21 protein-coding genes are annotated in these 19907 nt (G+C 66.4%); 10 read left to right on the top strand and 11 right to left on the bottom strand.

Going from position 1 to position 19907, the window contains the following annotated elements; all coding sequences use genetic code 11:
- Positions 1-120: 120 nt before the first annotated feature.
- From folP to rnhB, 4 genes are all read right to left on the bottom strand, one after another.
- On the bottom strand, positions 121-1227 hold the full coding sequence (folP, locus tag ACXJ1Z_RS14900; protein WP_463777683.1) for a dihydropteroate synthase: 1107 nt from the start codon (positions 1225-1227) through the stop codon (positions 121-123).
- Positions 1228-1249: 22 nt separating this feature from the next.
- Positions 1250-2383: a site-specific DNA-methyltransferase gene (locus ACXJ1Z_RS14895; protein WP_463777681.1), complete on the bottom strand. Its 1134-nt coding sequence runs from the start codon at positions 2381-2383 to the stop codon at positions 1250-1252.
- A gap of 175 nt (positions 2384-2558) precedes the next feature.
- On the bottom strand, positions 2559-3473 hold the full coding sequence (locus ACXJ1Z_RS14890; RefSeq protein ID WP_463777679.1) for an oxidoreductase: 915 nt from the start codon (positions 3471-3473) through the stop codon (positions 2559-2561).
- A complete protein-coding gene (rnhB, locus tag ACXJ1Z_RS14885; protein ID WP_463777677.1) occupies positions 3470-4126 on the bottom strand; it encodes a ribonuclease HII in 657 nt (218 codons plus the stop codon). Before rnhB ends, ACXJ1Z_RS14890 begins: the two co-directional genes overlap by 4 nt.
- On the opposite strand from rnhB, the gene ACXJ1Z_RS14880 reads away from it, so the two are divergent.
- A complete protein-coding gene (locus ACXJ1Z_RS14880; RefSeq protein WP_463777676.1) occupies positions 4125-5318 on the top strand; it encodes a PQQ-dependent sugar dehydrogenase in 1194 nt (397 codons plus the stop codon). The two genes, rnhB and ACXJ1Z_RS14880, sit on opposite strands and share 2 nt — an antisense overlap.
- Before the next feature lie 66 nt (positions 5319-5384).
- On the opposite strand, the gene pgl is transcribed toward ACXJ1Z_RS14880, so the two are convergent.
- Complete coding sequence (gene pgl, locus ACXJ1Z_RS14875) at positions 5385-6095, bottom strand: 6-phosphogluconolactonase (protein ID WP_463777675.1); 711 nt, start codon at positions 6093-6095, stop codon at positions 5385-5387.
- A gap of 167 nt (positions 6096-6262) precedes the next feature.
- On the opposite strand from pgl, the gene ACXJ1Z_RS14870 reads away from it, so the two are divergent.
- The 5 genes from ACXJ1Z_RS14870 to ACXJ1Z_RS14850 are packed head-to-tail and all read left to right on the top strand — an operon-like array spanning position 6263 to position 9780.
- Entirely contained in the window at positions 6263-6778 is a 516-nt protein-coding gene (locus ACXJ1Z_RS14870; RefSeq protein ID WP_463781266.1) for a GNAT family N-acetyltransferase, read from the top strand.
- Between the two features lie 24 nt (positions 6779-6802).
- The gene (locus ACXJ1Z_RS14865) at positions 6803-7348 is read left to right on the top strand and encodes a DUF1285 domain-containing protein (RefSeq protein ID WP_463777673.1); all 546 of its coding nucleotides are present in this window, start codon (positions 6803-6805) and stop codon (positions 7346-7348) included.
- A complete protein-coding gene (locus ACXJ1Z_RS14860; RefSeq protein ID WP_463777672.1) occupies positions 7345-7938 on the top strand; it encodes a CoA pyrophosphatase in 594 nt (197 codons plus the stop codon). Before ACXJ1Z_RS14865 ends, ACXJ1Z_RS14860 begins: the two co-directional genes overlap by 4 nt.
- A complete protein-coding gene (locus tag ACXJ1Z_RS14855; RefSeq protein ID WP_463777670.1) occupies positions 7931-9091 on the top strand; it encodes a CCA tRNA nucleotidyltransferase in 1161 nt (386 codons plus the stop codon). Before ACXJ1Z_RS14860 ends, ACXJ1Z_RS14855 begins: the two co-directional genes overlap by 8 nt.
- Positions 9092-9150: 59 nt before the next feature.
- Positions 9151-9780: a retropepsin-like aspartic protease family protein gene (locus ACXJ1Z_RS14850; protein ID WP_463777668.1), complete on the top strand. Its 630-nt coding sequence runs from the start codon at positions 9151-9153 to the stop codon at positions 9778-9780.
- A 16-nt stretch (positions 9781-9796) separates the two neighbouring features.
- On the opposite strand, the gene ACXJ1Z_RS14845 is transcribed toward ACXJ1Z_RS14850, so the two are convergent.
- Together ACXJ1Z_RS14845 and parC are read right to left on the bottom strand one after the other, a co-directional pair.
- A complete protein-coding gene (locus ACXJ1Z_RS14845; protein ID WP_463777667.1) occupies positions 9797-10369 on the bottom strand; it encodes a DUF4328 domain-containing protein in 573 nt (190 codons plus the stop codon).
- Positions 10370-10509: 140 nt separating this feature from the next.
- Positions 10510-12813 carry a DNA topoisomerase IV subunit A gene (parC, locus tag ACXJ1Z_RS14840; protein ID WP_463777665.1) on the bottom strand — a complete coding sequence of 768 codons (2304 nt, stop codon included), beginning with the start codon at positions 12811-12813 and terminating at the stop codon, positions 10510-10512.
- 101 nt (positions 12814-12914) lie between these two features.
- Here parC and ACXJ1Z_RS14835 point away from each other — a divergent pair, with 101 nt between their 5' ends.
- Positions 12915-13451 (top strand): type 1 glutamine amidotransferase domain-containing protein, encoded by a 537-nt coding sequence (locus ACXJ1Z_RS14835; protein ID WP_463777664.1) that lies wholly within the window; start codon positions 12915-12917, stop codon positions 13449-13451.
- A 132-nt stretch (positions 13452-13583) separates the two neighbouring features.
- Here ACXJ1Z_RS14835 and ACXJ1Z_RS14830 read toward each other — a convergent pair whose 3' ends face one another.
- Genes ACXJ1Z_RS14830 through ACXJ1Z_RS14820 form a run of 3 tightly spaced genes read right to left on the bottom strand, consistent with a single transcriptional unit; the run spans position 13584 to position 16034 of the window.
- A complete protein-coding gene (locus ACXJ1Z_RS14830) occupies positions 13584-13964 on the bottom strand; it encodes a 2Fe-2S iron-sulfur cluster-binding protein (RefSeq protein ID WP_463777662.1) in 381 nt (126 codons plus the stop codon).
- A complete protein-coding gene (locus ACXJ1Z_RS14825; RefSeq protein ID WP_463777661.1) occupies positions 13918-14994 on the bottom strand; it encodes a cysteine desulfurase family protein in 1077 nt (358 codons plus the stop codon). The genes ACXJ1Z_RS14830 and ACXJ1Z_RS14825 overlap by 47 nt, the downstream gene beginning before the upstream one ends.
- On the bottom strand, positions 14991-16034 hold the full coding sequence (locus tag ACXJ1Z_RS14820; RefSeq protein WP_463777659.1) for a cysteine desulfurase family protein: 1044 nt from the start codon (positions 16032-16034) through the stop codon (positions 14991-14993). Before ACXJ1Z_RS14820 ends, ACXJ1Z_RS14825 begins: the two co-directional genes overlap by 4 nt.
- A 131-nt stretch (positions 16035-16165) precedes the next feature.
- Between ACXJ1Z_RS14820 and ACXJ1Z_RS14815 the strand changes: the two genes are divergently transcribed.
- From ACXJ1Z_RS14815 to ACXJ1Z_RS14805, 3 genes are all read left to right on the top strand, one after another.
- Positions 16166-16822, top strand: coding sequence for an alpha/beta hydrolase (locus ACXJ1Z_RS14815; protein WP_463777657.1), 657 nt, complete (start codon positions 16166-16168; stop codon positions 16820-16822).
- 69 nt (positions 16823-16891) lie between these two features.
- Positions 16892-18118 carry a bifunctional glutamate N-acetyltransferase/amino-acid acetyltransferase ArgJ gene (gene argJ / locus ACXJ1Z_RS14810; protein WP_463777656.1) on the top strand — a complete coding sequence of 409 codons (1227 nt, stop codon included), beginning with the start codon at positions 16892-16894 and terminating at the stop codon, positions 18116-18118.
- A gap of 45 nt (positions 18119-18163) precedes the next feature.
- Positions 18164-18991, top strand: coding sequence for an inositol monophosphatase family protein (locus tag ACXJ1Z_RS14805; RefSeq protein WP_463777655.1), 828 nt, complete (start codon positions 18164-18166; stop codon positions 18989-18991).
- 520 nt (positions 18992-19511) lie between these two features.
- Here ACXJ1Z_RS14805 and trxA read toward each other — a convergent pair.
- On the bottom strand, positions 19512-19832 hold the full coding sequence (gene trxA / locus ACXJ1Z_RS14800) for a thioredoxin (RefSeq protein ID WP_463777653.1): 321 nt from the start codon (positions 19830-19832) through the stop codon (positions 19512-19514).
- Positions 19833-19907 lie beyond the last annotated feature (75 nt).

Here is a 19907-nt window from a genome sequence, read left to right as displayed (position 1 = left end):
GGAGCACTCGCGCTTCCGAACGATTGTCGAGGGAACGATCGACTGTAGCAATGGGTCGGCAGTTTTGGACAGGACGCCACCTCGATGCGACAGTTCGAGAAGTCGAGTTGCGCGGGCCCATCAGGGCAGTTGGGCGAAGTCCGTCAGCGCCGCATCGCGCAATCCGCGCCAGACGCGCACCGCCTGCACCGTTTCGAACACGTCGTGCACGCGCAGCAGGTGGACGCCGGCATCGACCGCCTTGATCGCCAGCGCGAGCGAACCACCCAGCCGCAGGTGTGCGGGCGCCTCGTTCGACAGGGCGCCGACCATCCGCTTGCGGCTGGCCCCGACCAGCAGCGGCTGTCCCAGCGCGTGGAACAGCGGCAGCGCGTTCATCAGCGCCAGGTTGCTCGCCACCGACTTGCCAAAGCCGATGCCGGGGTCGAGGATGATGCGATCCGCCGCCACCCCCGCGGCAATGGCCGCGTCGCGCCGCTGCGCCAGCCAGTCGAACACGTCGAGTACGACATCGTCGTAACTCGCTTCGGCATGCAGATCGTCACCCGAACCCGGCGCGTGCATCAAGACCACGGGTGCGCCCGACGATGCCGCGAATTCCAGGCTGCGCGGGTCGAACCGCAACGCCGACACGTCATTGATCACGTGCGCGCCGGCAGCCAGGGCCGCTTCCATGACCGCCGGTCTGCGTGTGTCGACACTCACCGCCGCGCCCATCGCGGCGATGCGCTCGACTGCCGGAATCACGCGCTTGAGTTCGTCACCCTCCCACACCGCGGCCGCGCCCGGCCGGGTGGATTCACCCCCGACGTCGATCAGCGCCGCGCCCGCCTCCAGCATCGAGGCGGCGTGAGCGCCGGCGACTTGCGGATCCTCGAGGAACTGCCCGCCGTCCGAGAAACTGTCCGGGGTCACATTGAGGATGCCCATGACCTGCGGCTGGTCGAGGCGGATCGTGCGCGGTCCGCAGGCGAGCGGCGCATGGACCTTGCGCAGTGCCGACCATTGCGCCTCCGCCTGCCGGCCGAGCGCATCGGGCAGTGCAGCAATCGCCGACGGAATCTCCGACACCGAAAGCCGCTCGCGCGCGGTAACCCGTGCCCGCTCGCGCACGATCAGCGCAAAGCGGCTTGCCCACACCATCGAACCACCCAAGCGCACCGCCTCGCCATGTTCGCTTTGCGGACTATCGGCGAGCGCGATCGGGCGCAGGTACAATCTGCTCATGCGCGAGGGCGAGCGTGGCAGATCAAGGCTCGGTCGCCAGCAGGTAAAGCTGGCGCACGGCATCGATCGGCTTGACCTCGCCTTCATGCTCGAGGTGCCAGAACGTCCAGCCATTGCAGGACGGCGCCCCTTGTAGCGCGGCGCCCAGCGCATGGATCGAGCCGTGGCCGCTCTCGCCCAGCAGCGATCCATCGGCGCGCACGGTGGCGTAGAAGCGCTTCTTGCGGTCCGACAGAACGGCACCCGGGGCGATCCAGCCGGTTTCGACCAAAGTGCCGAACGCCACCTTCGGCGCGGCCCGCTTGCTCTGCATGATCTTGAGCGCGCTTTCGTCCAGCGGCAGCGCCAGTTCGATGCGTTCCAGCGCGGCGTCGCGATAGCCGCTCTCGCGCTCGCAACCGATCCACTCGCGCCCCAGCCGCTTGGCGACGGCGCCGGTGGTGCCGGTACCAAAGAAGGGATCGAGCACGACGTCGCCCTTATGCGTCGTGGCGAGCATCACGCGATACAGCAACGCTTCGGGCTTTTGGGTCGGATGGACTTTGTGCCCTTCCTTGCGCAGACGTTCCGGCCCACCGCAGATCGGCAGCACCCAGTCCGAGCGCATCTGCAGTTCGTCGTTCAGCGTCTTCATCGCCGTGTAGTTGAAGGTGTACTTCGCCTTTTCGCCCATCGAGGCCCAGATCAGCGTTTCGTGGGCGTTGGTGAAGCGCGTACCCTTGAAATTGGGCATCGGGTTGGCCTTGCGCCAGACGATGTCGTTCAGGATCCAGAAGCCGGCATCCTGCAGGCTCGCCCCGACGCGATAGATGTTGTGGTACGATCCGATGACCCACAGCGATCCGGTGGGCTTGAGCACGCGGCGCGCTTCGGCCAGCCACTCGCGCGTGAACCGATCGTAGGTGGCGAAGCTGTCGAACTTGTCCCATGCGTCGGTGACGGCATCGACATGGCTGCCGTCCGGACGCGAGAGATCGCCGCCCAGTTGCAGGTTATACGGCGGATCGGCGAAGACCATGTCGACGCAGGCATCGGGCAGCGAACGCATGGCGGCGATGCAGTCACCATCCAGGATCTGCCCCAGCGGCAACAGTTCGCGCGGGGTGGGAGCAGGCGTTCTGACCCGCATCCGCTCCTTCAACAAGACTTGTCCCATGCGCGCTCCACCACCCTGATCAGCGGTCAGGGTGAGTCTTTTCCAAGGCTGCGTCAAGTCGCGACTCGCCGGAAACGCTGGCGTTCAGTTTGGAACAGAACGAGTCTGACACCAGATGATGAGTCCCGCCCGATCCGATAGACTCTAGATGTTGTGCCTCGCCGCGCCCGTAAAATTATGCGGGAGGCAGGCCCGGATCGACGCCGGTCAACGCGACCGAGAGATCCCACAGCCGGCGACCGAGAATGGGATCGCGGGCCTGCGCGCTCGCGGGCGCCAGGCCGGACGGTCCCGCCGCCCCGCCCCGGTGTTGCGGCCCAAGGTAGGCACCGGGCGTCACGCCGGGCTGGGTCGCCGCCTGCAATGCCGGCCACGCGCCTTGCGCCGCGTTGTTGAGCACCAGCGCGAACAGCGGCCATGCCAGCCGTGCGACCGCCGGCAAGTGGCGCGCCAGCTCGGTCGAGGCGATGCCGGGGTGGCATGCGATCGCCGTCACCGGTGAACCCGCCCCGCGCAACCGGCGATCGAGTTCCAGCGCGAACAGCAGGTTCATCAGCTTGCTGTCGCCGTAGCGCTGGCTGCGGCTGTAGCTGGCGTGCGCGTCGATATCCGCCCAGTCGATCTTGCCGCGCCGATGCGCCAAGCTGGAGGTGACGACCACACGCGAACCCGGCGTCTGCGCCAGCTTGTCGAGCAGCAATCCGGTCAGGGCGAAGCAACCGAGGTGATTGACGCCGAATTGCAGCTCGTGTCCTTGCGTCGTGCGAGTCAACGGCGGCAGCATCACCCCGGCATTGTTGAGCAGTACGTCGACCCTGGGTTCCCAGCCGATGATCTCCGCCGCGTCCCGCACGCTGGCGAGGTCGGCCTGATCGAGCGGCACGAACGCGAGGTCGGCGCGCGGGGTCTCCGCCCGAATACGGGTGATCGCCTCGTCCGCCTTGTCCTTGTTGCGACACGCCAGCAGCACGCGTGCACCGCGCGCCGCCAGCACCTTGGCCGCCTCGAAGCCGATGCCGGTGTTGGCGCCGGTGACGACGATGCATCTGCCCGCCTGCGAAGGGACGTCCCTGGCCGTGAACCCGCTCATGACAGTGTCTCCAGATCGAGTTGCAGTTGCGCCACCGGCGAGAAGCTGCGCCGATGATGAGCGGTCGCACCATGCCGGCGCAACGCGGCGAGGTGCTCTGGCGTGCCATAGCCGGCGTTGCGTTCCCAGCCATAATGCGGGTGCGCGCTTGCCAGTTCACGCATCAGCCGGTCGCGATGCTCCTTGGCGATGATCGAGGCCGCCGAGATACATGGCTCGATCGCATCGCCGCCGACGATCGGCCGCGCCTGCCAGCACCATTCGGGGCGACGGCCGGCAGGCGTGAGATTACCGTCGATCAGCACCTCGCGCGGTGCGACGCCCAGCTGCTCGCACAAGGCCTGCACCGCCAGCGTCATCGCCAGCATCGTCGCGCCGAAAATGTTGAGCCGGTCGATATCATCGACGTCGACCACACCCACCGCCCAGCGGCAGCGCCGCTTGATGCTGGCTTCCAGGCTGGCGCGCCTGTCGCGGGTCAGCTTCTTGGAATCGTCGAGGTTGGCCGGCCGCGGCTTGCACAACACCACTGCGGCAGCGACCACCGGACCGGCCAGCGGACCGCGCCCCGCTTCGTCGACGCCGACCACATAATCGGCGCCCGGATGCCAGGCGACGGGAACCGACGGAGAATTGTGCGTTACCAAGGGCATGAACTTCTTTATCGGCTCTGGACGCCTGCTCGCCCTGATATCCCCTCTCGGCATCGCCGTCGCAAGCTGCGCCGACGCATCGGTCGGGGAAAAGGCCGCCGAAACCGCGAAAGCGGACGGCGGCTTTCGCACCGAAGTCGTGGCGCAGTTCGACAAGCCATGGGCGATGGACTTCGACGAAGGCACCGGCATCCTCCTCGTCACCGAACAGCGCGGGACGATGAAATTCCGCCTCCCGGATGGACGCCTCGGCCAGGTCGGCGGGTTGCCCAAGGTGGCCTATGGCGGCCAGGGCGGCCTGGGCGATGTGGTGTTCGCGCCGGGGCAGAGGGCGAAGAGCGCGTCTCTCGATGGACGCACGATCTATCTCAGCTGGGCCGAAGCCGGCACTGGGACCACGCGCGGCGCCGTGCTGGGTCGGGCCACCCTCGCCTGCCCTTCCGCCCTCGCGTGTTCGCTGCAGGATCTCAAGGTGATCTGGCGCCAGACGCCAAAGGTGGAGGGGCAAGGCCACTATTCGCACCGCATCGCCTTCTCGCCCGACGGCAGGTATCTGTTCCTGTCTTCGGGCGAGCGGCAGAAATTCACACCGGCGCAAGACCTGAACACCAATCTCGGCAAGGTCCTTCGCCTCAACCTCGATGGCACGCCGGCGGCGGGCAATCCCTTTGCCGCCAAGGGTTCGCCCGCCGATCAGATCTGGAGCTATGGCCACCGCAACGTCCTCGGCCTCGCCTTCGATGCGCAAGGCCGTTTGTGGGACATGGAGCACGGGCCCGCCGGTGGTGACGAGATCAACCTGGTCAAGCCGGGCCGGAACTATGGCTGGCCGCTGGTCTCGAACGGCGATCATTACGATGGTCGCGCGATCCCGCGTCACGACACCCGGCCCGATCTGGCCGCACCTGCGATCAGCTGGAACCCGGTCATCGCGCCGGGCGATTTCATCATCTATTCGGGCAACGCATTCCCAAGCTGGCAAGGCCAAGCGCTGGTCGGGGGCATGAACCCCAACGTTCTGGTGCGCGTGGCCTTCGACGGCGAGAAGGCCCGCGAGGTGTCGCGCACCCCCGTGCAACACCGCATCCGCGAGATCGAGCAAGCGCCCGATGGCGCCGTATGGATCCTGGAAGACGGCAAGGAGGACGGTGCCGGCCGCTTGCTCAAACTGACGCCGCAAGCACCGGCGTAACCGCATCAAGAATCGGCCGGGACGCCGCGATGAGGCGCTCCGACCGATCCTGCGTCAACCCATCTGTCAGGCCGGTGCCCAGTGGATATCCACCGGAAGCTCCGTGCCAGCCAGAGCGCGACCGATCGGATACTTGGATCCGGGCCCCTGCTTGATTGCAGCTTCGATCACGGCGCGCTTTTCGTCACCGGTCACCGCGATCATCAGCGCGCGGGCCGAGGTGATCGCGGCCAGGCTGAGCGTCACGCGCGCAACCGGCGCGTCGGCGGGCATCGGATCGGGCATCACGCCCAGAGCGCGGCGCTCCTTCGGCCCTGCGACGGCTTCGTCGAAGTCCGGTCCCGGAAAGATCGACGCGGTGTGGCCATCACCGCCAACGCCCAGCAGGCACAAGTCGAGCGGCCAGTGCAGATCCTGCATCAGCGCATCGGCCGAACGTCCCGCCGCCTTGTAGTCAGCGATCGCATTTGGAACGATCGGCATGACCCGCGCGCCCTTGGGCAGGAAGAACTTGGCCAGCGCGGTGACGTTGCTGAGCGGGTCACCGAGGGGCACGATACGCTCGTCGCCCGGCACGATCGTAACGCGCTTCCAATCGAGCTTGGTGGCCGAGAGCGCCTCATAGATCGGGATCGGCGTCTTGCCACCGGCAAGCGCGATCACCGCCGCGCCGCGCGCATCGATCGCGCTTTCGATGATGAAGCCGATATCGCCGGCGACTGCCGTCGCCATCTCGGCCGCATCTTCGTATTCCCACCATTCGACTTCGTCACTCACGCGATAATCCTTGTCTTGCTGGCGCGTCCCATACCGGCACTGGCGCCCGGGACGCAATCGCCGCACGATGCCAAGACGACCCCGCGCGGCGATCGTTCCCGGCAATAGCGGGCGGCTTGTGGTTTATCATCGACAATGCCCGCGCCGCCTCCTATCCGCGCGACGCTATGTCCGACCCCGCGATCATCCCACTCGACAACGTAGATCCCGCCATCGTCGAGGAAGTACTCGACCGTGCCTTTGGAACGGATCGTCACGCACGCACCGCCTACAAGGTGCGCGAAGACATGGACTGGCTGCCCGCGCTGAGTTTCGCGGCGCTCGACGAGGCCGAGATGCTTGTCGGTACGATCCAGTGCTGGCCGGTCGCACTGACCGACGCCGCCGGCAAGCCGCATCCGATGATCATGGTCGGCCCCGTCGCCGTCCTGCCCGAGCATCAGGGCAACGGCTTTGGCAAGGCTTTGGTGACCGCCAGCCTCGCCGGCATCGACGATCGCGCGCCGCTGCCGCAGGTGATGATCGGTGACGCCGATTACTACGGTCGCTTCTGGGGCTTCACCAACGAACACACGCGCGAATGGAGTCTGCCCGGACCGTTCGAACAGGGTCGCCTGCTCGTTCGGTGCGACAATCCCGCCATCCTGCCCGACAGTGGCACGCTGGGCCCTTGGCTGCGCTAGACTTGTCTGGCATCGCACCGGACGATGCCTTACGAACCCCCACCTGAAATCGCCGGACTATCGCTGGCGCAGATCGCCGAACTCGTCGACGCGCGCAAGCTGCCGCCGCTCGACAAGTGGGCGCCCGAAGCGATCGGCGACAGCGAGATGCGCATCGCCGCCGATGGCCGCTGGTTCCATCAGGGCGGCGAGATCCGGCGTCCGGCAATGATCCGTGCGTTCGGCTCGCTGCTCATCCGCGACGCGGACGGCCAGCACTGGCTGGTCACGCCGATGCAAAAGCTTGCGATCGAGGTCGAGGACGCGGCGTTCGTGGCGGTCGACGTGCGACAGGACGGCGATGCCCTTGCGTTCCTGCTCAACACCGACGATCTGGTGATCGCCGGCCCCGAACACCCGATCCACGCCGTCGGCGATTCGGATACGCCGGCGATCTATCTCGACGTGCGACATGGCACGCAGGCGCGTCTCAACCGCAGCACCTGGGCGCAGCTTGCCGAGATCGCGCTGGCCGGAGACGGCACCACCGTGTCGAGCCAGGGCATGACGTTCCCGCTCGTTCCGGCATGACGACGCTGTCCGCACGGACCGAGCGGCTGTTCAAGATCGGCCACGCGGGCGCCCCGCCGCAGCTGTGGCTGGATCCCCGCATCCACGAGATCGAGCGTTTCGTGCCTGCCGCGGTGTTGATCGCGATGACCGATCGCGAACGGCCCGGCATGCTGTTCCTCCATCGCCCGTCCAACATGCGCGCGCACGCCGGCCAGATCGCGTTCCCCGGTGGCCGCATCGATCCCGGCGAAACGCCGACCGAGGCGGCCTTGCGCGAAGCCTGGGAAGAACTTGGCATCAGACCCGCCGATGTCACTGTCATCGGCACGACCGATCAATACCGTACCGGCTCGGGGTATGAGATCACACCGGTGCTCGGCATCGTTCCCGCCGATATCGAGATCCATCCCAACCCGGCTGAGGTGTCGCAGTGGTTCGAGGCGCCGGTGGACTTCGTGCTCGATCCCGCCAATCAGGCGCGCAAGACGATCGAGCACGATGGCCGATCGCACGCCTTCATCGAGGTCGACTGGCGGGGTCATCAGATCTGGGGCGTGACTGCCGCCATCCTCCACAATCTCGCCGGGCGGCTGCGCTGGCATGGCTGAACTTCCTCCCGTCGAGTGGACCGCGCGTGCCGATCTGGCCGATCTGTCACAGGCGCTCGGCGCCGGCACCATGCGCTATGTCGGCGGCGCGGTGCGCGATACGCTGCTGGGGCTGGCGGTAAAGGACATCGACGTCGCGACCGCGCTGGTTCCCGATGATGTCATCGCCCGTCTCGACGCGGCCGGCATCCGCAACGTTCCCACCGGTGTCGCCCATGGTACCGTGACCGCCATCCTGCCGGGTGGCCCGGTCGAGATCACCACTCTGCGCCACGACGTCAGCACCGATGGCCGCCGCGCGACCGTCGCCTTCGCCAGCGACTGGCGCGAGGATGCGGCGCGACGCGACTTCACGATCAACGCGCTCTATGCCGATCCGGTCACCCGCGAAATTCACGACTGGTTCGGCGGCCTGGACGATCTGGCGGCGCGGCGAGTGCGCTTCATCGGCGACGCCCGCGAACGCATCCGCGAGGATCACTTGCGGATCCTGCGCTATTTCCGGTTCCAGGCGCGCTTTGGGGCGCAGCCCGCCGACCAGGAAGCCGAGGCTGCGTGTGCCGATCTCGCGTCCACCTTGAAGGGCCTCTCGCGCGAGCGGATCGGCATGGAGACGATGAACCTGCTCGGCCTGCCCGACCCGGCGGGTACCGTCATCCGCATGCAGGAACTCGGCGTGCTCGCACAGTTCCTTCCCGAGGCGCAACCGCAGAGCCTGGTCGACCTCGTGGCGCAAGAGCGGGCGCAGGGCATCGCGCCGGCTGCGCTGCGGCGGCTGGCGGCGTTGCTGCCGGCCGACCCGGCGGTGGCCGAGGGTGTCGCCGCTCGCTTCCGCCTGTCGGGCGCACAGAAGAAGCGGCTGGCGCTGGCTGCGGCGCGGGATGAGGACGAGGCGCCGGCGCGCGAACTTGCCTACCGGCTCGGTCGCAGCGAAGCGCTCGATCGGCTGTTGTTGACGGCGCGATCGGCCGAACCGCTAGCGGAGTGGGAGATCCCGTCGTTCCCGCTCAAGGGTGGCGAGGTGGTCGCCCAGGGCGTGAAGGCCGGGCCGCAAGTCGCGCGCACCTTGCGCGAACTGGAGGACCGGTGGATCGCGCAAGGCTTTCCCGATCGGGCACGGGTTCTTGAAATGCTGCACGAAATCCTGACCTAGCAGACGATGGCGAACGGCCCGTTTCGCCGCATTAGGAACCCCGTGTGGACGCTCCCGGATTGTTAGAATTCCTTATCCAGCAGCCGCTGCTGGCGTTGGCGATCGTATCGATCCTGGTCGCGGCACTGGGCGGCATGCTGCGCCGTGCCTCGCCGTTCCTGGGCGGCTTCGTGCGCGGCCTCGGCAACCTCGGTCTGGTCGCGGCGCTGCTGCTGACGATTGCGCAAGTCACCCGCTTCACCACCGGCACCGACTTTGCCCTGCCCCAGTTGGGCATGCCCGCGCAGACGGTCGAAGGCGGCGAGACCCGCGTGCCGATGGACCGTGACGGCCACTTCTGGATCAAGGCCAGTGTCAATGGCGCCACCCGCCGCTTCCTGGTCGATACCGGCGCCACCCTGACCGCGATCTCGCCCAGCACCGCCGAGGCGGGGCAGCTCAGGCCCAAGGCGATGTCGCAGGCGATCATGATGCGTACTGCCAACGGCACCGTCCAGGCGCAACTGACGACTATCGACGAACTGCGCTTCGGCAGCGTCGTCGCGCGCGACCTCGACGCCGTCGTCGCACCGGGCCTTGGCGACGCCAACGTCATCGGCATGAACCTGCTGTCTCGCCTCGCCAGTTGGCGGGTCGAAGGCCGCACGCTGATTCTGGTGCCGCATCATCCGCAGGTCGAGGCGGGGTGACGTTAGAAAAGGTGGCTCATGCGAATGCTTTGTAAATCCCGACATTCGCCATCTGCGATCGCGCTATTTCGCCAATGATGCGATGAAGAAAGAACGCCGATCCCAAGAGTAAGGACTCACCAAAGAGCGTCAGGATCATGTTCGCCGCAGGTGGCGCCGTGAAGATCACGTTCGTCGCCGCCTGGACCAAAGCCTTGCCCAGATTGAACATCTGGATCGAACTGCCAACCAGGAAACATGTCCACCAGGAACTTACGTCCGAGACACTTTGGTTTGCGAAATGCGCGGGTTCTCCGGCGCTGCGATTGTACAAGTCGCGCATCGCCTGGAATGGCACGAACAAATTGATGACGGGAATGAAGAACGATAGCACCGCCCAAATTGGCGAGAACCGCAGATCAGGCGTGCCATTGGTCCGCAGGTGGCGATGAGCCAGAAACACCCATGCCGACACCGCGATCATGGACACGCAGATGACGGTGACCGTGATCATTACGATCATGCCAAGCACGCCCATGACCAGCATCGGTGAACTGCGCATGTTGAACGTCAGCGCGAAACTGACGATCATCAAAGTAGCGGCCACCATGTATACCACTAGCAGCGCTCGCGCCGTGGCTGCGGCCGCTTTCAATCTGCGCGGCTCGCCATTTTGTCGATCCATCTACCTGCCCCCGCCTTCAAGACTTGCCGACCGTATCGAAGACGTCGGTACGCATGCTCGCCTGGCTAACCTGAAAACTTGTTATCCCGCGGGAAGCCCTGCGGTGGCAATCGCCCGGCGGCGCCGCGGGCGACCTTCCACGGCAGCAAGTCCTTCTCCACTCGCGTGCGGCCGCTGTCGCCGCCCATGGTCCAGGATAGCCCTTCTTCCAGCTTGAGCGTGACCGCATCGGCCATGCCGCCGTCGCGATAGCGCTGGAGGGTGACGCCCTGCCCCTTGGCCAGCACCGGCAGCTCGGCGAGACTGAAGACGAGCAGCTTGCGGTTGTCGCCCACCACCGCGACATGGTCGTGCTCGGGCGGGATCTCGCGCACCAGAACCAGCCGCGCGCCGGGCTTGGTGGTCATCACCGCGCGACCCTTGCGCGTTTCGGCCAGCAGCTCGTCGGCTTCGGCGGCGAAACCGCGGCCGACATTCGACGCGAGCAGCAGCTGGGTCTTGGGCCTGTAGACCATCACCGCGATGATCTGCGCCTCGGTATCGATGTCGATCATCGTGCGGATCGGCTCGCCGAAGCCGCGTGCGCCGGGCAGCTTGTCCGCGCCCATCGTATAGAAGCGGCCGTTGTCGAGCGCGATCAGCAGCTTGTCGGTGGTCTGCGCGTGGAGCGCAAAGGCGGGGCCGTCGCCTTCCTTGTACTTGAAGTCGCTCCCTTTGCCATCTTGGCCAAGCGGCACGTGCCCGCGCGCGGCGCGCACCCAGGCGCGTTGCGTCAGGATCACCGTCACCGGCTCCTTCTCGATCATCGCGTCCATGCTGAAGGCGACGGTCGGCGCGGCCTGCGCGATAGTCGTGCGTCGGCGGCCCAGCACGGTTGTCTCGGCATAGTCCTTACGCAACGTGTTGAGATCGCGCTTCAGCCGGGTGCGCTGGCGGGCCGGGTTGTCGAGCAGCTGCTGCAGGTCGGCCTGCTCCTTGAGCAAGGCCTCGTGCTCGCGGCGAAGCTCCATCTCCTCCAGCTTGCGCAAGCTACGCAGCCGCATGTTGAGGATCGCCTCGGCCTGGCGGTCGGTCAATTCGAACTCGGCCATCATCACCGGCTTGGGTTCATCCTCGGTGCGGATGATCTCGATGATGCGATCGAGATTGAGGTAGGCGATGATGTAGCCGGCGACCAGTTCCAGCCGCGCCGCAATCTTGTCCAACCGGTGCCGGGTGCGGCGCAGCAGGATGTCGATCTGGCTGATCACCCATTCCTGGAGCATCAGCTTCAACCCTAGCACACCCGGCGTGCGATGCGCGTCCAGCACGTTGAGGTTGAGCGTGAAGCGGCTTTCGAGGTCGGTCAGCCGGTAAAGGCTTTCCTTCAGCAGTTCAGGATCGACGTTGCGGCTCTTGGGGACGAGAACGATGCGGATCGTCTCGTCGCTTTCGTCGCGCACGTCTTCCAGGATCGGCAGCTTGCGATCGCCGATCAGCGCGGCGATCTGCTCGATCAGCTTGCCCTTGGCAAGCATGTACGGGATCTCGGAGATGACCAGCTGCCACTGGCCGCTGCCCAGCTTCTCGATGCCGGTTTCTTCCCAACCCTCCCCGACGCGCCCGGTCGAGAAGCGCCCGCGCACGCGGAAAGCGCCCTTGCCGCTTTCGTAGGCGGCGCTGATCGCCTCGGGGCTGTCGACCACCAGTCCGCCGGTCGCGAAGTCAGGCCCCTGAAACACCTGCATCAGTTCGGCATGGGTGCTTTCGGGCTTGTCGATCAGCATCAGCGTCGCGTCGATGATCTCGGCGACGTTGTGGCTGGGGATCGAGGTCGCCATGCCCACCGCGATGCCGGTGGCGCCATTGGCCATGAGGTTGGGGAAGATGCCGGGGAATATCTCCGGCTCCTCGTCCTCACCGTTGTAGGTCGGATGGTATTCCACCGTACCTTCGTCCAGCCCCGCCATCAGCTGGATCGCGGTCTTGGTCAGCCGCGCTTCGGTGTAGCGGTAGGCGGCAGCGTTATCGCCGTCGATGTTGCCGAAGTTGCCCTGGCCCTCGACCAGGGGATAGCGCAGCGACCAATCCTGCGCGAGGCGCACCATCGCGTCATAGACCGACTGGTCGCCATGCGGGTGGTACTTACCGATGACATCGCCGACCACGCGCGCGGATTTTTTATAGGCGCTGGCGGGATCGAGCTTCAACTGCCGCATCGCCCACAGCAGGCGACGGTGCACCGGCTTCAGGCCGTCGCGCAAATCCGGCAACGAACGCGCGGTGATCGTCGACAGCGCATAGACGAGATAGCGCTCGGACAGCGCGGCATCGAACGGCGCGTCGACGATGGCGTCGAAGGGGTCGGTATCGTCGGTCGGCTTGGCCATGGCCGGAACGCCCTAGCAACACCGCGAGCCGAGCGGAACAGGCGGAACCAATGTTTTCCGCCGTTCATTGATCACCCAAACGCCATCCAAGGAGATTCCCCATGGCCAAGAAGGTTCTCATCCTCGCAACCGACGGTTTCGAGCAGTCCGAATTGATCGATCCCAAGCAGGCACTGGAAGATGCCGGCATCGAAACCACCGTCGCCAGTCCGCAATCGGGCGAGATCAAGGGTTGGGATCAGACCGACTGGGGCAAGAGCGTCAAGGTCGACAAGACGCTCGACGAGGTCAGCGCCGACGATTTCGACGCGCTGCTGCTGCCCGGCGGCCAGATCAACCCCGACAAGCTGCGGCTCGAGGAAAAGGCGGTCGCGCTGGTCAAGGCATTCGCACAAGGCGGCAAGCCGGTCGCGGCGATCTGCCACGGCCCGTGGCTGCTGGTCGAAGCTGACGTGGTCAAGGGGCGCACCGTCACCAGCTGGCCCTCGATCCGCACCGACTTGCGCAACGCCGGCGCGACCGTGGTCGACGAACAGGTGGTGGTCGATGGCAACTTCATCACCAGCCGCAAGCCTGACGACATTCCCGCTTTCGCCAAGGCGCTGATCGAAGCCGTAAACCAGCCCGCCACGGTCTAGTGACTTCAGGCCGCTCCATCGGAAGGCGGTCTGCTAAAATCCGATAGCGAAGAAGGGGTGTCCGCCAGGCGCGTTCGCCCCTTTTTCGTCATCGCGCCGGACGCTTTGCCAGACATCGCCAGCGGGCGGCGGCTACCCGAATTGCATATCCCGCGACACCCCGGGGATCTTGACCGTCAATCCGTCCAGTTCGCCGCTGAGCGAAATCTGGCAGGATAGGCGGCTCGTCCGCGTGACCCCCGCCGCCAGATCCAGCATGTCTTCCTCGTCGGCGGAGGCGGGCACGAGCTTGTCGAACCAGTCGGGTGAGACGATGACATGGCAAGTGGAACAGGCCATCTGCCCCTCGCACGTTCCCTCCAGCGGCAGGCCCGCGGCCTGACCCACCTCGAGCAGGCGCGCACCAGCCGTGGTCTGTGCGGTGACCACGTCTCCTTCAGGGGTGACGAAGCGGACGTTCAATGTATCAAACTCCCTGCGCGGCCGATGCGACCTCGATGCTTGCGCAGGCATCCTCAATTTCCCTTAAGCTTGTATACCGACCAAATCCCAACCGAACAGAAGATTTTGCCTGACCCGCGCTCAGGCCGATCGCGGTCAGCACATGGCTGGGTCGTCCGGAACCGCTGGCGCAGGCCGACCCGGCCGAAAACGCGACACCGCGCAAGTCGGACATCAGCCGCGCGACGTCCAGCCCGTCGAGCCGCAAGTTCAAATTGCCATACCAGCGTCTTGTATCCGACCCGTTGAGCGTCCAGCGCGCCAGGATCGTGCGCGCGGCCTGCCACAAACGGGCGACGTGCGCGGCATCCTCGTCCATCCGCTCGGCCGCCAGCTTGGCCGCCACGCCGAACCCCGCGCACAGCGCCGGGCTGAGCGTGCCCGACCGCACGCCCTGCTCCTGCCCGCCGCCATGGATCTGCGGTGCCAGCGTCAGCCCATCGCGGACCCACAAGGCGCCGATCCCCTTGGGGCCGTAGAGCTTGTGCGCCGAAAGCGCGATCATGTCGGCACCGGCAGGCGGCGCCAGCTTGCCCGCCCCTTGCACCGCGTCACATACGAACAGAGCACCCACCTCGTGCGCCGCACGGGCCAGTTGCTCGACCGGCTGGATGGTTCCGATCTCGTTGTTGACCTGCATCACCGCGACCAGATCGACGTCGCCCGGCGCGCTGGCCGGATCGACGGCACCAGAACTGTCCACACCGAGCATCCGCACGTCCGATTGCACCGCGCGAGCCGTATCGAGGACCGCGGCATGCTCGATCGCGGAGACCGCAAGCCGTTTCGCCCCGCTGCCGATGATCGCAAGGTTGAGCGCCTCGGTGGCGCTGCCGGTAAAGATCACGCGCCCGCCCGCCGGCAGCAGGGCCGCCACTTGCTCTCGTGCGACCTCGACGGCGGCCGCCGCGGCGCGCCCGCCCCGGTGCGGGCTATGCGGATTGGCGAAACCACTCGTTTCCGGGCCGCCCAGCCACGCCAGCATCGCCTCGCGCGCTTCGGGCGCCAGCGGCGTCGTCGCCTGATAGTCGAGATAGATCATGCCGCGGTGCGCCGTTCGGCCATCGCGATCCAGGCGGAGAGGAAGCGGTCGATCCCTGCCCTGGTGGTCTCGCATCCGATGCTGACCCGTACGACCTCGCCTGCGCCCGGCACGCCCATGGCGGTCAGCACATGGCTGGCCTTGAGACTGCCGGACGAACAGGCGCTGCCCGCCGATACCGCGATCCCTTGCGCATCGAAACGGATCAGCTGCACCGCCGAGGACACGCCGGGCATCCGATAGGCACCGATGGATGCGAGTCGTGGCACTCCCATGCCGATGACGGTTCCACCTGCCGCGACGATGCCCGCCTCGAGGTGGTCGCGCAGCCGCGATGCGGTTTCGATCCAGCCCGACCCGGCCTCCAGCGCCGCCACCATCGCCAGCACGCCGGGCAGGTTCTCGGTTCCGGGACGATAGCCGCGCTCCTGCCCCCCCGACGGCACCAGCATCGCCCAATCGCGCACCAGCAAGGCGCCGACCCCGATCGGTCCGCCGAACTTGTGCGCCGAGATCGCGATCATGTCGGCATCGGGCAGCTCCAGCTTGCCGGCGCTCTGCGCGCAATCGGCCAGCAAACGCCCACCCGCCTCGCGGATCGCCGCAGCCACATCGGCAAGCGGCTGGATCACGCCGGTTTCGTTGTTGACGTGCTGCACCGCCACCAGGCCGGCGCGCGCCGCATCCGGATCGCTGACCAGACCATCGCCATTCACCGGAACCGACGACAAGCCGCCCGCCAGCCGCAGGACGGCATTGTGTTCGACGCTGGAGACCGCCTGCAGCGGCATCGCGCTTCGCGTGATCGCGATAGCCAGCGCCTCGCTCGCACCCGCAGTGAAGATCACCTCGCCTCGCCAGCCCAGCGCCGCCTTCATCCGCTCGCGCGCATCCTCCAGCGCGGCGCGCGCGGCCCGGCCGCTCGCATGCGGGCTCGACGGATTGGCCCAGCGCGCCATGCCGTCAAGCCACGCATCGCGGGCCTCGGGCAACAGCGGCGTGGTGGCGGCATGATCGAGATAGAGCGGTTCTTGGGTCATCCACGGACTAAGTTGTTTTCAGGAGCGGTAGTTCTATATAGCGAACACCCATCGTTTCGCACCCCCCGGCGCGGACGGCTTCCTTGCGAAGCCGCGCATCGGGACTTAGCAAGTCAGGTTCACGCACAACCATGCCAGCAGTCATTTTCCCTGGTCCAGAAGGCCGGCTCGAAGGTCGTTTCCAGCCCGCCGCCCGGCCCCGCGCGCCCGTCGCGATGATCCTTCACCCGCACCCGCAAGCCGGCGGTACGATGAACGATCGCATCACGCAGCACATGTACAAGACCTTCGTGAACCGCGGGTTCGCGACGCTGCGCTTCAACTTTCGCGGCGTCGGCCGCAGCCAGGGCAGCTTCGACAACGGCATCGGCGAGCTTTCGGACGCGGCAGCCGCGCTCGACTGGGTGCAGTCGATCCATCCCGAGGCATCGACCACCTGGATCGCCGGCAACAGCTTCGGCGCGCTGATCGGCATGCAATTGCTGATGCGCCGCCCGGAGATCCGTGGCTTCATCTCGGTGGCGCCGCCTGCCAACATGTACGACTTCAGCTTCCTGGCGCCCTGCCCCGCCTCCGGCATCATCATCCAGGGTACCGCCGATACCGTCGTGACTCCCAACGCGGTGCAGAAGCTGGTCGACAAGCTGCGCACCCAGAAGCACATCACCATCCATCACGACGAGATCCCGCGCGCCAACCACTTCTTCGAGAATGAGACCGAAGACCTGATGCGCTCGGTCGACAACTACCTCGACATGCGCCTCGCGCCCGATTGCCCGATCAAGTGAGCTGACGGCACATCGCAGCAAGACGACGCGGCGTTGCGAAGCGCCGCGTCGCGTCCTAGGGGCGATGACATGTCAGACGCCGTGTCACCGCTCGCCAGCCCCTTTCCCGACCTGCCGCCGATCGCCGGCGTCACCTTGCGCGTCGCCCGCGCCGGGTACAAGAACTGGGGCCGCTGCGACCTGACCTATGTCGAACTGGCGCCGGGAACCACGGTGGCCGGAGTGTTCACCCGCAACGTCTGCTGCTCCAGCGAGGTGGAACTGGGCCGGGCCAACATCGCGCAGGGACAAGCCCGCGCGCTGGTGGTGAACGCCGGCAACTCCAACGCCTTCACCGGATACCGTGGCCGCGAGGCGGTCGAGCAGATCATGGCGCAAGTCGCCAGTCATCTGGGCTGTCCGCAACAAGAAGTGTTCGTCTCGTCCACCGGCGTCATCGGCGTGCCCTTGCCCAAGGACAAGGCACGCGAAGGGGTCGCCGCCGCGCGCGGCGCCGCGACCTGCAGCTGGGAAGATGTCGCGCGCACGATCTCGACCACCGACACCTTCCCCAAGGGCGCGAGCGCGACCGCGATCGTAGGTGGCACGAAGGTGACGATCAGCGCTGTCATCAAGGGTTCGGGGATGATCGCGCCCGACATGGCGACGATGCTGGGCTACCTGTTCACCGACGCGGCGGTGGCGCCGGCCTTCCTGCAGGACTGCCTCGCGCGAGCGAACCGGCGCACGTTCTCGTGCATCACCGTCGACAGCGACACCTCGACCAGCGACACCGTGCTCGCCTTCGCCACCGGCCACGCCGGCAATGCACCGCTCGGCTCGTTCGACGATCCGGGCGCGGACGCCTTCGCCGCCGCCATCCACGACGTCTGTCGCCAGCTTGCCCACCTGGTCGTGCGGGACGGCGAAGGGGCGAGCAAGTTCATCGCCGTTACCGTCACCGGCGCGGTGTCGGACGACAGCGCGCACCGTGTCGGCATGGCGATCGCGAACTCGCCGCTGGTGAAGACCGCCATCGCCGGCGAAGATGCGAACTGGGGCCGCGTCGTGATGGCGGTGGGCAAGGCAGGCGAACCAGCCGATCGTGACCGCCTTTCGATCGGCTTCGGCGGCACCTGGGCGGCACGCGACGGGCTGCCGCGCGCCGATTACGACGAAGCGCCGGTGACCGCGCATCTCAAGGGCCAGGACGTAACCATCGAAGTCGATCTCGGGCTTGGTCAAGGCCGCGCCCAGGTTTGGACTTGCGACCTGACGCACGGTTACATCTCGATCAACGCCGACTATCGGAGCTGACGCGATGATGACCTGGCGCCGATGCACCACCGGGAGAATTCACGCATGAGCGCGCCAGACCTCACGCCTGCCTTCACCGCCCAGGTCGAAGCGATCATGCGCCGCGCGTCGCAAACGGCGATCCTGCCGCATTACCAGTCGCTGGCACGATCCGAGATCATCAGCAAGGCGACCGACGATGTCGTGACGATCGCGGATCACGAAAGTGAGGCGATCCTGACCGCCGAGCTCGCCGACTTGCTGCCCGAGGCCGGCATCGTGGGCGAGGAAAACGCCTTTGCCGATCCCACCATCTTCGCGCGCCTGCGCGACGGGCTATGCTGGATCGTCGATCCGCTCGACGGCACCAACAACTTCGCGCAGGGCAAGCCGCCATTCGGCGTGCTGGTGGCGCTTGCCGATGGTGGCGAGACCATCGGCGGCTGGATTCTGGATTGCCTGAGCGGGCGGTTCTGTCACGCCACGCGCGCCGGCGGCGCCTGGATCGATGCCGAGCGCGCAACCGCGCGGCCCTCCGCCAAAGAGCCTCCGGTTGCCGCGCTGTCGACGGTCTACATGGAAGCGGCCGAGCGTGCGCAAGTGCTGGAACACATCGCCCCGCATTACCGCATGGTCGACATTCCCCGCTGCGCCGCCGAACAGTATCCACGGCTGGTGCTGGGCGAAAACGATGTGTCGGTGTTCAACCGCACGCTGCCATGGGATCATGCCGCCGGCACCTTGTTCCTCAACGAAGCCGGCGGCCGCGCCGCGCGTCTGGACGGCACCCCCTATCGCGTTGATGCGTGGGAACGCACCGGCATGATCGGCGCGTCGACGCCTCGTTTGTGGGACGAGCTTGCCGGACGCATGGCACGATTGCCTCGCACTTGACATTACGAACCATTCTGGTTATATGCCACAGCACTGGGGCAGGTCTCGGCCTGATCCGGTAAACGGCGGGTGCGGGCGGACAGGGCCTTGTTCGACACCAACCCGCACCGTGCGGCCGGCGCTTCACAGACGGGCGCCTGCACCCGATGCGATTGCTGATGATCGGCATACCGGCGGTACGTCCGCAGGCTCTCCCGATCGTTCAAACCGGCGGCGTTCTCGCGAACCTTTCGCCGCCGGGGCTTCGCATGACAAGAAGGTCGAGCTGGCGGTCCGCTCACGCGCTTCCCCGTCAGCCAGTCGCGAGATGGAACGTGAGCCAAGCCTGTCGTGCCAGGCATTCCACGCCGGCCGCAACGTCCGCCGTGTGTCTTTCCTGGCGTTATCCCGCGCTCGCCGGCGGGCGTACCCGCCTGTCCGCAACGCGCGTTCGAGACGCTTCCTCATCCCCGCTTGCGCGGGAATGAGGCTCGACAGTCGGCGGCTAAAACGACCGGCGGGTAGCCGACGAACGACGCGCCTAGAGTTCGCTCTCGAGCCAGCCCTTGAGCGCGCTTTTGGGTGCGGCGCCAAGCTTCTGTGCGACGGCCTTGCCGTCCTTGAACAGCACCATCAGCGGGATCGACTTGACCCCGATCTGGCCTGGGACGTCGGTATTGGCCATGATGTCCATCTTCGCGATCGTCACCTTGTCGCCCAGTTCCTCGCTGATTTCCTCGAGCGACGGGCCGATCATCTTGCATGGGCCGCACCAGTCGGCCCAGAAGTCCACCAGCACGGGCTTGTCGGACTTGAGAACGTCGTCTTCGAAGCTGGCGTCGGTTACGGCGATGGTGGACATGATGGTCTCCGATTAGAAAGGTCGAGCCGCAATCTAGGCATGATTGCGGCGCAGGCAACGCCGGGTTCGTAATAG

Source organism: Novosphingobium sp. TK46 (assembly GCF_055361525.1).
Note: the sequence above shows the minus strand (reverse complement) of the source record. Positions and strands in the feature narration are given on the sequence as shown.

Bases quoted from the DNA above. Each gene is read 5' to 3' on its own strand.
- folP (WP_463777683.1), bottom strand. From the start codon at position 1,227: ATGAGCAGATTGTACCTGCGCCCGATCGCGCTCGCCGATAGTCCGCAA.
- ACXJ1Z_RS14895 (WP_463777681.1), bottom strand. From the start codon at position 2,383: ATGGGACAAGTCTTGTTGAAGGAGCGGATGCGGGTCAGAACGCCTGCT.
- ACXJ1Z_RS14890 (WP_463777679.1), bottom strand. From the start codon at position 3,473: ATGAGCGGGTTCACGGCCAGGGACGTCCCTTCGCAGGCGGGCAGATGC.
- ACXJ1Z_RS14880 (WP_463777676.1), top strand. From the start codon at position 4,125: ATGAACTTCTTTATCGGCTCTGGACGCCTGCTCGCCCTGATATCCCCT.
- rnhB (WP_463777677.1), bottom strand. From the start codon at position 4,126: ATGCCCTTGGTAACGCACAATTCTCCGTCGGTTCCCGTCGCCTGGCAT.
- ACXJ1Z_RS14870 (WP_463781266.1), top strand. From the start codon at position 6,263: ATGTCCGACCCCGCGATCATCCCACTCGACAACGTAGATCCCGCCATC.
- ACXJ1Z_RS14865 (WP_463777673.1), top strand. From the start codon at position 6,803: ATGCCTTACGAACCCCCACCTGAAATCGCCGGACTATCGCTGGCGCAG.
- ACXJ1Z_RS14860 (WP_463777672.1), top strand. From the start codon at position 7,345: ATGACGACGCTGTCCGCACGGACCGAGCGGCTGTTCAAGATCGGCCAC.
- ACXJ1Z_RS14855 (WP_463777670.1), top strand. From the start codon at position 7,931: ATGGCTGAACTTCCTCCCGTCGAGTGGACCGCGCGTGCCGATCTGGCC.
- ACXJ1Z_RS14845 (WP_463777667.1), bottom strand. From the start codon at position 10,369: ATGGTGGCCGCTACTTTGATGATCGTCAGTTTCGCGCTGACGTTCAAC.
- parC (WP_463777665.1), bottom strand. From the start codon at position 12,813: ATGGCCAAGCCGACCGACGATACCGACCCCTTCGACGCCATCGTCGAC.
- ACXJ1Z_RS14835 (WP_463777664.1), top strand. From the start codon at position 12,915: ATGGCCAAGAAGGTTCTCATCCTCGCAACCGACGGTTTCGAGCAGTCC.
- ACXJ1Z_RS14830 (WP_463777662.1), bottom strand. From the start codon at position 13,964: ATGCCTGCGCAAGCATCGAGGTCGCATCGGCCGCGCAGGGAGTTTGAT.
- ACXJ1Z_RS14825 (WP_463777661.1), bottom strand. From the start codon at position 14,994: ATGATCTATCTCGACTATCAGGCGACGACGCCGCTGGCGCCCGAAGCG.
- ACXJ1Z_RS14820 (WP_463777659.1), bottom strand. From the start codon at position 16,034: ATGACCCAAGAACCGCTCTATCTCGATCATGCCGCCACCACGCCGCTG.
- ACXJ1Z_RS14815 (WP_463777657.1), top strand. From the start codon at position 16,166: ATGCCAGCAGTCATTTTCCCTGGTCCAGAAGGCCGGCTCGAAGGTCGT.
- argJ (WP_463777656.1), top strand. From the start codon at position 16,892: ATGTCAGACGCCGTGTCACCGCTCGCCAGCCCCTTTCCCGACCTGCCG.
- ACXJ1Z_RS14805 (WP_463777655.1), top strand. From the start codon at position 18,164: ATGAGCGCGCCAGACCTCACGCCTGCCTTCACCGCCCAGGTCGAAGCG.
- trxA (WP_463777653.1), bottom strand. From the start codon at position 19,832: ATGTCCACCATCGCCGTAACCGACGCCAGCTTCGAAGACGACGTTCTC.